Origin of the sequence: Paenibacillus sp. HJGM_3 (assembly GCF_045062745.1) — a bacterium.
In the GTDB taxonomy this organism is placed as follows: domain Bacteria; phylum Bacillota; class Bacilli; order Paenibacillales; family NBRC-103111; genus Paenibacillus_AA.
Map to the genome: position 1 here is coordinate 218385 of NZ_JBJGED010000007.1, position 12309 is coordinate 230693.

Below are 12309 nucleotides of genomic sequence, written 5' to 3' on the forward strand. Positions count from 1 at the left end.
TGCGATCGACATCATCTAACAATACATTCACCGCATCGGGCCAGCTCCGCTGTCCCTCGGTCCGCCCGAAGCAGTAGAATTGAAATCACAACGGAGCGATTTCAGTAGTAGGGGAGCGGAATTAGGCGGACTCACCCGTACCACCTAACTGCATCGCAGCCGGCCCTTCGGGACTTAAGGTGGTGGGCGTCGTGAATGCGGGAACGTTATAAGAAAGTGGGGGAATTGAATATATTTCAAGTCCAGAAGCAATAGACAATCAGGAGGGAATCTTTTTGCCGATCTCGATGAAAGTTGGTCATGAAGAATTTTTACTTAGAGTTTGTGGAGTCTTGATAAATCAAGGTAAGATTTTGTTACATAGGACAAAGAGTGAGAAGGGTTGGGTATTACCTGGCGGTAGAGCAGAAATTAATGAAGAAAGTTATCAAACAGTAGTTAGAGAATTTAAAGAAGAACTCAATCTAGATGTAACTGTACAAAGATTATTAGGGATTATTGAAAACTTTAATGCATATGGAAATGAAAATTTACATGAATTTGGAATTTATTATTTGATGGAATGTAAAGAAGAATTAGTAATTAATGATAAAGAATTTATAGGGAATGAAGAAGATATAAACCTGATTTTTAAATGGATTGATATTAATGAAATAAAAGGAATGAATATTTATCCAAGATCATTAAAGGGATTGATACAAAACATTAATTTAGACAAGGGGATAAAACATTTGATAAATAATGACTTAGAATGACTTTATTGAATGGATCTCGAAGAAGTCCCCACCTTCTTATAACACCGTATGCACGCTGCGGTCCTGACGGCCCTCGGTCTGCAGAGGCATTTCAAGGAAGCGATTCAGCAGACAACGCTGTACTGGGTAAGTCCATCGCACCCGGCGCTAAGCGCCTTATGCCAGTGAGGGTTCGTGAATACAAAGAACATAACAGTAAATCGCCGGAAACCTATAAACAGAAAGGGTCATTTAATGGGATATATTTTAGATTTAAGAAAGGTCGTCGGGACACGACCTTTAATTATGGCCGGAGCCTGTGTACTTGTATTTAATAATGAGAATCAGTTACTCCTTCAATGCCGAACTGATACGCTTGATTGGGGAACAATTGGCGGATCTATGGAACCTGGAGAATCTTTTGAAGAAACCGCAAAACGAGAATTATTCGAGGAAGCGGGCTTAAAGGCGAGGTCGTTAGAATTTATTAATATTTATTCGGGACAAGATATGTATTACAAGTATCGCTTTCTAAGGGGGATGGATGTCGCGAATACAACAACGTTATCGGAAATTACTGTAGAGCATGTCAATTCATGAAGGGCGGAGATCATTTGGTTATTGTACGGACGCAGATCGAGATCTCTGCTCCAATTCGTCTTTGTTTTGATTTAGCAAGAGACATTGAAATTCATACAAAAACAGTCTGGAAACATACAAGGGAAAGAGCAATTGATGGAATCATCACTGGCCCAATTGAATTTGGACAAACGGTAACATTCCAAGCCAGTCATTTTCTTTTGAAGCAAACACTCACCTCAAAAATAACAGTTTTTGATGAGCCTTTTATATTTGTCGATGAAATGCAAAGAGGCGCATTTAAAAGACTTAAACATATTCATGAGTTCAAAGAGTTAGATGGAAAGACATTAATGATTGATACTTTGCATTTTGAAGCCCCATTTGGGCTTCTTGGCTGGATAGTTGAAAGGATTATACTTAAGAAATACATGAAGAAGTTTATAGAACATCGAAATATTCAATTAAAAAAGATCGCAGAAGAACGTGCGAAAGCAGCTCAAGAAGACACTAACTTCTGATAACACCTTATTCACGCGTCGGGTCGGCATTCGCCGTCCCTCGGTCCGCCCGAGGGATTTCGGGGAAGTGATTCAGGCGGACAACCCTGCGAACCTAACTGCGCTCGATTAAGTCAGTGAAATTCTAACTAGGGCATAAACCAATAAATGATACAATAAAAGCAAAACGTTTGGAGGGATCAAGCGTGAAATGGCAGGAAGTCAAGAACATTTATCCAAATCAATTCGTAAAGTTCGAAATCCTTCACGCTGAAGAGATGGACAACCAAGAAATCATTGATGAAGTTGCAGTTATTGGACCTGTCAAAGATGAAGACGCGACGCGGGAACTTCTAGGTTGCAAAGAGAAGACCCTTGTTTATCATACTTCAAAAGACCAAGTTATAGTAAAAATCCGAAAGAGTACTGGTCTAAGGAGAACACTCTAATGCGGATTGTATATAGAGACGGACTTCTTTTTACAGAACTTACGATTCAATATAACGGCCTAAGAAGAAAGTGAATAATATCGTAATAGATACGGGAGCAAGCCATACCTTGCTATCACAAGATGAAGTCGATGAAATCGGAATTAAAGTAACATATGAAGATGATATTATTACAAGCTACGGAATCGGTGGGAAGGAACACGCTTTTGTAAAAACCGTACAATCAATAGAAGTCGGTGAATATGTATTGAACGACATTCCGCTTGATTTTACTTCCTTTAAGTATACCAACATAAATGGACTACTAGGACTTGATGTACTAATGAATGGGAAATTCAACATAGATTTATACAACCTAGAACTGTTACAACGTCTGCAATAAGTATTGCAGCTTTTTTTTGTATGTTTTTCGAAGGAGAGATAAAATGCAATTGGCAGAGGAGTTGATTCAGCGGACACATCCACACCGACTAACTCCGCAAGCAGCCGGCGACTTCGTCGCCTTAAGTCGGTGGGGCGTCGTGAATACGGGAACGTTAGGCGAAAACCGAGCAATAATCTATTGTAAATTCGGTTAGAAATTACCGAAGAGAGGATTAGAGTATGGATGATTTATTTTTACCAGTAAGAAAGTACAAATCCGATCCTGATCTAAATGTTAAGATTGTTCCTGAAAAAACAGCTTTCTTATTAGTCGATTGTGATGAATCGAGTGCAGATCAAAAGATAGTCGAAAATCAAATATGTTCATCTTTAGATATCGCTAGACGTTCTGGAATGAAAATAGTTTATTTATATAACGCTATTCAGGGGGTTGGCGGGCCTTATGATGTTACGACTAGGATTCACGGATTAGATTATCTTGAGAACAGTTGGAAGCCATTAATGCCTACTTTCAGTAAATTAATACAACCGCTTGAAGGAGAAGCTATTTTACCGAAATCGCATAAAGATGGGTTCAACGGAACAATGCTTGATTACTACCTAAAAACATGGAATATAGATACGATTATTGCTGTGGGATTTCATATCAAATCATGTTTGTTTCATACTTGTATAGGTGCAAGACATAATAATTATCGCGTGATTATGTTGAGGGATTGTACAAATACATTAGAATTTCCTGATACAGTTGATTCTAGCAATCCAGAAGGTGGATGGTTAAGGTTTGTTTTTATAAGAATGTATGAAACGGATATAGGTTACACTTCAACTTCGATCGAACTAGTAAGGGCTATATTAAATAAATGGTTGTAGAGTAATTCGGGAAGCGATTTCAGGCGACACACCCGCTGGAAGGACGAGCATGTTGACGCCAAATTTCAGTTCTACGATCTGAACCCGAACATGTGGGAAGTCTGTCACCCCTAATCGTTCTCTTTAGAAGGGCCAGGCCGGATCGACTCCGCCCTAACACAAAAGCCGCGATAGCAGCGGCTTTTGTGTTCCTTGATTATCGCTTGAAAACAACAGGGAAGTATTCATTGTTGAAAGGCATGCCGTGCGAAGGGCGCGGCCCTAAAAATCGTACATTGTCATGACGCTGAATATGGGCTTTATAGCACGTATCCCCCGGCATCAAGTGGGCAACCACCGACATTCGGGGTTGATCGGTGTTGTTCGCGCCTGAGCCGTGGAACGTAAGCGCATGGTGGAAGCTGGCTTGCCCCGCTTTGAGAATGCACGGTTCCTCGACCCATTCGCGGCCGTTCGCGTATTTTCGCTGCAGTTCCTCCATGTTCTGGTTAAAAAACGAGTCGCTGTCCGGTACGAGTCCCCACTTGTGCGAGCCCAAAATCGTCATCATGCCGCCATTCGTCAGATCGGTATCCTGGAGCGCAACCCAGACCGTAATCATATCGGATGTGCTGGCACATTGCCAGTATCCGTAGTCTTGGTGCCAACCGACGTTTCCGGCTTTCGTGGGCTTACCGTTTACCCCGGGTTTGTAGATCACTTGGTCGTGCCAAAGCCGGATTTCATCTATGCCAAGCAGATCGGCGGCCCATTCGCCCATGATCGGGTCGGTTACCGCACGCCGGACTTCGTCGTTAATCCACCAGCCATTATCCATTTTGCGGAGCGCATCGGGATCCCGCTTGGAATAATAACCGTTCATCGGGTGTCCGTCCCCGTCACAATCGCCGGACCAAATCCGCTCATGCGCCTTTCGCAGCCTCTCAATTTGATCGTCATCGAACAGCTTGGGGCTGATCCAATAGCCGTCACGCCAAAACACCGTTTTATCTTCTTCCGTAATCCGATACTGCCTTTCAGCGGTCAAATTCATACTTCGTTTCCTCCTTTGCATGTCTTGATCCTATCTTAAGGAAGTGAATGGGGCTTGGCGTTCGCTTTCGTACAGAGTAGAATCAGAAACATAGGAAGAAATCGATACATGAAATCGGGAGGGGATCTTGTCCACGATGAGATGGGTGTATGACCAAGAAGTACCCTCCGTTCCGGAGTTGGTCATGGTAGGAAGCGATGACCCTCGCAAGGCATTGCCGCTCAAGGATCATATTCACCCCGGCAGTTATGAATTCGTGTTCGTTGAACGGGGCAAGGCGAGCTGGGAAATGGACGGAGCGTTGTATGAAACGCGGTCCGGAGACGTTTTTCATACACGTCCGGGAGAAATCCATCGAGGAGCGTTCCATGTCATCGAACCGTGCAAGTTTTGGTGGATCATCCTTAGGGCGCCCGAGCGGGAGGATTGGCTTCGCTTGTCCCCGGGAGAACAGACCGTTGCGAGAACAGCGCTGCACGCTTTGCCGAGAATCATTCATACCGGACTTCTGCCCGTCGAGCCGTTCAAGCAATTGCAGCGCAGCCTGCAAGAGAAAAGCGAGTTCCGCAGCATGGCCGTACGTCAGACCCTGGTCCAGCTTTTGTTGCTATTTCTTCATCCTGTTCCCGATGAACGCGTAATCGCGGAAGATCTCCTTCGATATTTCGACCGTATGATCGCTAGGATCGAGAGAGAGCCGTCATGGCGGCCTACCGTTCAAGATTTGGCCGGCGATGCCCGTGTCAGCGTTTCGCACTTTCACCGCACCTTCCAATCTTACACAGGCTTCTCGCCCATGTCTTATTTGGAGCGGACAAGGATTAAGGAAGCATGCCGAAGGCTGAAGGAAGAGGCTCAGTCGGTCACCCGAATCTCGCACGAATTGGGCTACCCGTCGAGCCAGCATTTTGCCACCGTGTTCAAACGGCATACGTTCGCCACGCCGACCGAATGGCGGAATCGCGGTTAACCAGCTTGTCAAACTAAAGAGTGATACTCCGCTGCCGGGATTGTTTCGGCGGCTTTTTTTTTGCATTCGATTGAAAAAAATAGGCGCGGTTCGCCTCGCTGCTGCATGTCACACCATTGTCACGCATCTGACCCATGAATGTCACGCATCGGACTTATGATGGGGACGAAGCAAAAAGAAACCATGCAGAGACGAGAGGATGGAGATCCGAATGGAGAACAACAATCATGCAACAAAATCGATGAAAAAAAGACTGATGGTCCTTATGGGCGCTGCTGTCATTGCGGCATCGGGCAACTTTGCCACTCCAGGGCACCCGGCGATAGCAGCGGCGGCCGTTCAGGCAGAGGCTGCCATGACTATAGCGCATACGGATCAGATCGACTTCATTACGTTACTGGTGTACAAGCAGCTGCCCCTGATCGTTGTCAAAGCGGCTGCTGTTGCGGATCAGGATTACAATAAAGTGCTCGATGCGGTCGAATCCGGCAGTTCGCTGGCGGAAGCTACAGGGATGGGAGCCGCTTCCCTCGTGGAGGCGCTGCGCGATGATTTTGGCTGGGAACTGGATCGGGACGTGATGAGGGGAAGCATCACCCGGCAGCAGGCGGACGAGGCGCTCCAAGAGGCGACGAGCTTGTTCGAAGAGGCCGTCTCCGGCTCCCGGGGCGCAAAGGCGGCCGCGAGTGTTTTCCCGACGCGCGGGGTGGACGTTGTGGAACGGAGGCTCGCAAGTATCGTGCAGGATGCAGCCTTTTGGGCTAAGAAAAGCACGATCGAGATCAGACAGGCACTCCGTGAAGGCCAAACCCTAAACGCCGCGGCGATTCGAGATGAGTCGGGTGCGGATTCCACGGTGTCGGATATTGAGGATACTACGCTATCCGTGTACCTCGTCGGTTTGTTGCAGCAGGATCTCGATGGGAGCGTTCGGGCAGGCGAGTTGACCGCTGAAGCAGCAGCCGAGAGCATGGAAAAGGGCACCCAAGCGATCGACCGCATCTTGGGCACGGCCCGTTACGAGCCGGAGACGTCGGTTTGGATGCAAAAGTATGGTGAATCGCTGCTGCACGACCGCCTAGATTGGATTATTATGGATACGGCCCTCCTGTGTGACCAGGAGTCCTCCGAGGTGATCGAGTCGCTCGAGCAAGGGGGGACTCTCGTATCCGCCTCCGGCATGACCGAATCCGACTTGCTGGCGGGATTGGGCGCGAAAGCCGACGAGGCGATTGATAGCGCGTGGAGAAGCGGAAGCGTAACGGTAAAGCTGGCGGACGAATTGAAGCAGAAGGCTGCAGAGAGGTTGAAAGAGGCCGTCAGGATGGCCGGTTACGGTACTGCGGCGTCCGCGGACGCAAGGAGCGATTCCGGTGTCGCCGAGGCGAGCCTCCGTCACATGATCGAGCGGAGCGCCAGCTACGCCAACCTATCCACCGTAGAAGTGCGAGACGCGCTGAAGGCGGGACAGACTCTCGTCGAGGCTACCGGCGTGGAGCAGGATGAATTGCTCATGGTACTGCAATCGACCGTCGATGCTTATATCAACTCTGCGGTCGATGACGGGACTTTAGCGCAAGGCGCCGCTGCTCTGACCAAGGCTGAGGCGGGACATCGTCTTGAGCAGGCAATCGAAACAAGGGGACACGTCCCCAAAGTAGGCGTAGAAGCTTATGTGCAGGAACGACTCGAGCGGGTCGTAGCGGATGTGGCGGCACTTGCAAATAAGCCTGCGGATGAGCTGCTCCTTGCATTGGCTCAAGGCCGGTTGCTGGCTGATGAGGTCGGGACAGACAACGGCAGTTTGGTGTACAAGCTGCTGAGCGATGTGAACCGTGAGCTGAACGATTTTGTCGTGAGCGGCAGCCTGACTGAAGAGGAGAGTCAACAGGCGCTATCCGAATATACTTCGAGGTTGTTAGACGTTTTGGGTTTGAGCCAATAATGATTAAAAACAAAGCGGTTGGCCGTGGAGACATTTCTGCGGCCTTTCCGAATTTGAGACCATATCACCTAACTTATAACATAAAAGGAGGGATTCAAGAAGAAATATAGAACATAAGTTTGCAAGAAGTATCGAAGAAGACTGGTACGTCTTTTAACAAGGTGTTAACGAATGGCAGTCAGTTATATGGAACAGACAATAACATTTTTCCGCTTTCAGGCATGGAATTTCTAATCCCTAGTAGCAGAGAAGGAGCCCGATAATGGCTGAACCCTTAAAGTCAATCTACAGTCCTGCGTTTTTGCACAGCTTCGCCCATATAGTGCGAAATCGATACAGCGGCTTTAACCAAGAGGCATTCGTAGCCAAAGTTATGGAGGATGGTTGGGAGGAGCTCGAGTTGAAAGCCAGGATTCGCCGAATCTCCACGGTATTAGGCTCCTCTCTCCCAGAACGGTACGAAGATGCCATAGACGTGCTGCTCTCCATTTGTGAGGAGTGTTCCGGATTTCCGTATTTGTTTTTCCCGGATTTCGTTGAAGTGTACGGGACGCGTGAGGAGCATTGGGAGTTGTCCATGAAGGCACTGGAACGGTTCACTTGCTTCTCTTCCGCCGAGTTCGCGATCCGGGAATTTATCGTTCGGGATCCGGACCGGGCCATGAAGCAGATGCTCGTCTGGTCGAGACACGAGAATGAGCATGTCCGGCGTCTGGCCAGCGAGGGTTGTCGGCCCAGGCTGCCCTGGGGGAAGGTTCTGCAAATGCTGAAGAAAGATCCGTCTCCGATACTACCCATCCTGGAGCAATTAAAAGCGGATCCGTCGCTGTACGTAAGGAAGAGCGTCGCCAACAACCTGAACGATATTGCCAAAGATCATCCGTCGATTGTGATCGAGACGGCTCGACGCTGGTTAGGGAAGCAGGCGGAGACGGATTGGATCGTTCGGCACGCATGCCGGACCCTGATCCGGAAGGCGGATCCGGACGTGCTCGCCTTGTTCGGCTACGAAGAGGAGAACGATACGATGGCTTTGGTGACCGGCGCCCGAATCGTATCCGAGCCATCCACGATCTCGATCGGCGAGCGTTGCGATCTACGGTATGAATTGACGATCCGGGAAGGCGACCCCAAGCGGTTCCGAGTCGAATACGGGATATACTTCGTAAAAGCAGGGGGGAACACTTCCCGCAAATTGTTCTTGCTGACCGACAAGATCATGGAAGGCGGATTCCAGCTGAGCGGCAGCCGATCGCACAATTGGTCGGATCTAAGCACACGCCGCCATTACTCCGGCACGCACCGGATCGTGCTAGTGGTGAATGGGCAAGAAGTCGCCGAGACGGAAATTGAATTGGTAAAGGCCTAGAATGTCGAATAACTGGTTCGTCACGTCACACCGCCGAGCGCTTTATGCGCTCGGTTTTTTCATTGTGCGCAGGCGGTTAAGACCCGGATTCTTTAAAATCGTCAGCCTCTCTTGCTTATTGTCGGTGCCTTACCGGAGAGGCGGCCAGCTATAATGAGTTTGTATTTTTCAATCCAAGGCAAAGGAGGAACGGATTGCTCAGCTGATTTAACTATTGAGAAGGAGTTGAATGGATTTGTTGAAAAAAGGGAAAACATGGCTTATTTCAGCGTTTTGCTTCCTTACTGTCGCTTCAACAATCGCCCAGCCTGTGACCGCCTCGGAGGCCGCTTCGGCTCCACCCGCGACAGCATCAGTAGCCGCACCCTCAACCGCTGAATCGGACTTGGACGCGTTTTACAAGGACTTGAATGGGTACCCTACCTTTTCAGCTACTTATAACGGAGGCGTGGCCGCAATCGAGTCTTCCGCCTTCATCGTCGCGGTGAATCCGGATACGACTCCCATCCTCGCGGCGGCCAGGTATGGAGCAGGACGTGTCGTAGTGGCAGGGGACGACTCCTACTTCAAATTTTCCTCAGATATCACCGACGAGAGGAAGACGGTAGCCCGCAACATTCTTTCCTGGGTGACGGAAACCGCCTCTCCGATTACGTACCGGGAAGCCCTGCAGGGACAAGGGAAGCTTTCGCTCGTAAGTGCTACCACGAAAAACTGGACGATTGACAGCCAATATCCGATCGAGCATCTCAAGTGGAGCAGCTTCACCGACCATGCTTTGGATCCTGCGGTGTATCCGGTAGCGTATGTCGACGGGACGGTCAAAGCGGAAGAGATTCCGGTTCTGGAAGCATACATACGCCAAGGCGGAAATGTGGTGGTGCCGTTAAAAGGCTGGGTCATGGAGCAATATCCGTCCGTTTTCCTAGGCAGCGCCTATGAGGGCCGCTCAGCCAAATTGTCCGAGGATTTTCCCGTACAAAGGCTGTTGAATCAAGTGGGGCTTGGCCTTATGAACAACACGGCTACGACCAAAACCGCGGTCCTTCCGAAAACAACCGTCGAGCAATCCGTCGCGTATCATATGAACACGCTTCGGGACCAATCGAAGAAGATGGAAGCGGGTACGCTGACGATCGATGACGTCAAGGTAGGAGCACCCGATGCTGCACCGACCAAGAAGCTGCAAATCATGGCGGCGGCATTGTCCGGCACTTTCGGGACCTTGACCCCATATAGTTCGATTTACGCGGAGGTGCAAGCGGAGGCGGAACAGTTAAATACGCTGGAATTCCCCTTGGATAAATCGAAAAAGCCTTACACCAGCGCATTGCTGTCTTACAAACTCAGTCAAATCCCGGGGAATTTGACCGGAGCCAAATCCCCTTATGCGGACGTTTTCCCGGGCGTTGTTCCCAGTAATGCCGAGCGCGTCCGGAACGTTACGATACCGGTAAGCTTCGACTACTCGACCTATGATTATTTACGCCAAGGCACGGTTCCCAAGGGATGGGTCAGTACGGGCTTATACGCTCCCGCCGGAGAGTGGGTTAAGGTTCAAGTGCCGCCTGGGGTGACTAACCTGGACGTGCAAATCGGAGCGCAGACGGACAATTTATCGAGCAAAGATATTTGGGATCGGGTACCGGTTGTATTCCAACGTAAAACGTTAACGGCCGGGGAGAATCTGATCCGCAGTCCGTACGGCGGTTTGATCTATCTGATCCCGACCAAGCCGCAGCCAGGTGTGCAAACCGTCGTTACAATCAGCGATGCGGTGCAAGCCCCTTATTATGTGTTAGGGCGAACGACGGCGGCAGAGTGGCAAACGATTCGGAACGCCCCGGCGCCGTGGGCAGAGCTACAGGGCAGACGGGTGATTGTCACCGTACCATCCACTGTTCTGCGTACCCTGGACGATCCGGAGCAAGTCGTTAAGAGCTGGGATGCCATCGTGGATTTTGACGATGAGCTCGCCGGGTTGGCACCTGATCAGCCGCTGCCTCACCAAAGCGTGAACCTGCCGTTCCGCTACGTGGCGGACATCGAGATCTCGGCCGGATTCATGCATGCCGGTTATCCGATCATGTTCCATATCACTCCGTCAGCGCCGTATGCGGTAGATAACGATCGAATGACGCGAGGGGGCTGGGGCTTCTGGCACGAGACCGGACATGAATATCAGCAAGTGCATATGAACTGGGGCGTAACGAGCGAGATCACCGTCAACATTTATTCCCTCTACGTCCAGCAGAAATTCGGCAACAGCAGCAACCTGCTCGTTGCGGATGCACAAGGCAAAACTCTCTATGATAAAGCTCAAGAATACATCAATAATCCGAATCCGAACAAAACGTATGGCGACACCGCATACCTCGATGTGATGGGCTATCTGGTTATGTTCCGTCAACTGTCCTTGGCCTACGGCTGGGAGTTCTATACGGACCTGCATCGAATCTACCGGGAACTGCCGGCCGCAAGCCTTCCCAAGACGAATCAAGAGGAAATTGACTTATTCGTCGTGAACGCTTCCCGGACGGCCGGCTACAACCTGCTTGAGTTTTTTGACAAGTGGTCGCTGCCCTATACGAAATCTGCCGTCGTCCCTCAGGTGCAAGCCTTGAATCTGCCTACACCGGAGCAACCGGTATGGCAGCTGCGTGAGACGAACAGGCTGCCCTCTCCTGTCCTCGACATTAGCTCCGCGAGGGAATGGTCTAACGGACCCGTAACCGTTACCCTGAGAGACAGCATCGCAGACGTTGTCACTGCGGAATGGCATCCGATGGCGATCAAGCAGGTGAAAGTCGGAAACGGCGGCTGGACGGATTATACGGCACCTCTAGTTATCGAAACGGAGGGAGAAACCGCGGTTTCCACACGATATAGGGAGCTGTCCGGCGTTACGGGTCCGGTGAGCACGATAACGGTCAAAATCGATCAAACGGCTCCAACGATTCAAGCTGCCGTGAGCCGGACGGTCAACCTAACCGACTTGCTCACGGTTACGGCCCAAGTCTATGACTCGCCAAGCGGTGTAGAATCTGCTTCCTTCTATCTGGACGGCAAGCCCGTTCAAGTGCCGCTGAGCGTTCAACCCCTAGACCTCTCGGTCGGTCAGCATGTATTTCGAGTAACGGCGAAGGATGCCGCTGGAAACGAGGTCACGCAGGAGTACCCGTTCCAGGTCATCCTGACGATCGATCGGCTCGATGAGCTGTTCGCGATTGTCAAGGAGCGGGGCTGGATCCAGAATGAAGGCCTTTATCAAAGTGTGATAGCCCAAGTTCAGGAAGTGCAGAAAAAGGAGAATCGCGATCAGGTGCTATCCGCTTTAAAGGCACTTGAAAACCATATTAGTGCGCAAGCAGGAAAGCAAATTGACGCTAAGCCGGCGCAGATGCTGCTAGATGCTCTTGCAAGTCTTGAGTTGAACTAATTAAGAAGAAGACCGCCTTTGAGGGGCTGTTGAC

Annotated in this window: 12 protein-coding genes; 11 read left to right on the forward strand and 1 reads right to left on the reverse strand. The window is 49.8% G+C overall.

The annotated features are described in order from the left end of the window. Nucleotides 1–275: 275 nt before the first annotated feature. The 6 genes from ACI5FR_RS10610 to ACI5FR_RS10635 all read left to right on the forward strand — a co-directional run bounded on the left by ACI5FR_RS10610 (nucleotide 276) and on the right by ACI5FR_RS10635 (nucleotide 3519). A complete protein-coding gene (locus ACI5FR_RS10610; RefSeq protein WP_405454170.1) occupies nucleotides 276–755 on the forward strand; it encodes an NUDIX hydrolase in 480 nt (159 codons plus the stop codon). 234 nt (nucleotides 756–989) lie between these two features. After that, nucleotides 990–1334: an NUDIX hydrolase gene (locus tag ACI5FR_RS10615; RefSeq protein ID WP_405454173.1), complete on the forward strand. Its 345-nt coding sequence runs from the start codon at nucleotides 990–992 to the stop codon at nucleotides 1332–1334. Further along, entirely contained in the window at nucleotides 1331–1834 is a 504-nt protein-coding gene (locus ACI5FR_RS10620) for an SRPBCC family protein (protein WP_405454176.1), read from the forward strand. Before ACI5FR_RS10615 ends, ACI5FR_RS10620 begins: the two co-directional genes overlap by 4 nt. Nucleotides 1835–2019: 185 nt before the next feature. Further along, on the forward strand, nucleotides 2020–2262 hold the full coding sequence (locus ACI5FR_RS10625; protein ID WP_405454179.1) for a hypothetical protein: 243 nt from the start codon (nucleotides 2020–2022) through the stop codon (nucleotides 2260–2262). 109 nt (nucleotides 2263–2371) lie between these two features. Further along, complete coding sequence (locus ACI5FR_RS10630; protein WP_405454182.1) at nucleotides 2372–2644, forward strand: aspartyl protease family protein; 273 nt, start codon at nucleotides 2372–2374, stop codon at nucleotides 2642–2644. 221 nt (nucleotides 2645–2865) lie between these two features. Then, on the forward strand, nucleotides 2866–3519 hold the full coding sequence (locus ACI5FR_RS10635) for an isochorismatase family protein (protein ID WP_405454186.1): 654 nt from the start codon (nucleotides 2866–2868) through the stop codon (nucleotides 3517–3519). A 196-nt stretch (nucleotides 3520–3715) separates the two neighbouring features. Here the strand turns inward: ACI5FR_RS10635 and ACI5FR_RS10640 are convergent, their stop codons facing one another. Further along, nucleotides 3716–4552, reverse strand: coding sequence for a phytanoyl-CoA dioxygenase family protein (locus ACI5FR_RS10640; protein WP_405454189.1), 837 nt, complete (start codon nucleotides 4550–4552; stop codon nucleotides 3716–3718). A 136-nt stretch (nucleotides 4553–4688) separates the two neighbouring features. On the opposite strand from ACI5FR_RS10640, the gene ACI5FR_RS10645 reads away from it, so the two are divergent. The 5 genes from ACI5FR_RS10645 to ACI5FR_RS10665 all read left to right on the forward strand — a co-directional run bounded on the left by ACI5FR_RS10645 (nucleotide 4689) and on the right by ACI5FR_RS10665 (nucleotide 12275). Then, nucleotides 4689–5522, forward strand: coding sequence for a helix-turn-helix domain-containing protein (locus ACI5FR_RS10645; protein ID WP_405454311.1), 834 nt, complete (start codon nucleotides 4689–4691; stop codon nucleotides 5520–5522). Nucleotides 5523–5733: 211 nt separating this feature from the next. Continuing rightward, nucleotides 5734–7467, forward strand: a complete 1734-nt coding sequence (locus ACI5FR_RS10650; protein WP_405454193.1) for a hypothetical protein — start codon at nucleotides 5734–5736, stop codon at nucleotides 7465–7467. Between the two features lie 262 nt (nucleotides 7468–7729). Further along, on the forward strand, nucleotides 7730–8836 hold the full coding sequence (locus ACI5FR_RS10655; protein WP_405454196.1) for a DNA alkylation repair protein: 1107 nt from the start codon (nucleotides 7730–7732) through the stop codon (nucleotides 8834–8836). Nucleotides 8837–8989: 153 nt separating this feature from the next. Continuing rightward, entirely contained in the window at nucleotides 8990–9214 is a 225-nt protein-coding gene (locus tag ACI5FR_RS10660; RefSeq protein WP_405454199.1) for a hypothetical protein, read from the forward strand. 70 nt (nucleotides 9215–9284) lie between these two features. Then, entirely contained in the window at nucleotides 9285–12275 is a 2991-nt protein-coding gene (locus ACI5FR_RS10665; protein WP_405454202.1) for a M60 family metallopeptidase, read from the forward strand. The last annotated feature ends 34 nt before the right edge of the window (nucleotides 12276–12309 follow it).

What these genes read in the sequence shown, in the direction of transcription:
- ACI5FR_RS10615 (WP_405454173.1), top strand. Translation starts at nt 990, where the DNA reads ATGGGATATATTTTAGATTTAAGAAAGGTCGTCGGGACACGACCTTTA.
- ACI5FR_RS10620 (WP_405454176.1), top strand. Translation starts at nt 1,331, where the DNA reads ATGAAGGGCGGAGATCATTTGGTTATTGTACGGACGCAGATCGAGATC.
- ACI5FR_RS10635 (WP_405454186.1), top strand. Translation starts at nt 2,866, where the DNA reads ATGGATGATTTATTTTTACCAGTAAGAAAGTACAAATCCGATCCTGAT.
- ACI5FR_RS10640 (WP_405454189.1), bottom strand. Translation starts at nt 4,552, where the DNA reads ATGAATTTGACCGCTGAAAGGCAGTATCGGATTACGGAAGAAGATAAA.
- ACI5FR_RS10645 (WP_405454311.1), top strand. Translation starts at nt 4,689, where the DNA reads ATGAGATGGGTGTATGACCAAGAAGTACCCTCCGTTCCGGAGTTGGTC.
- ACI5FR_RS10650 (WP_405454193.1), top strand. Translation starts at nt 5,734, where the DNA reads ATGGAGAACAACAATCATGCAACAAAATCGATGAAAAAAAGACTGATG.
- ACI5FR_RS10655 (WP_405454196.1), top strand. Translation starts at nt 7,730, where the DNA reads ATGGCTGAACCCTTAAAGTCAATCTACAGTCCTGCGTTTTTGCACAGC.
- ACI5FR_RS10660 (WP_405454199.1), top strand. Translation starts at nt 8,990, where the DNA reads ATGAGTTTGTATTTTTCAATCCAAGGCAAAGGAGGAACGGATTGCTCA.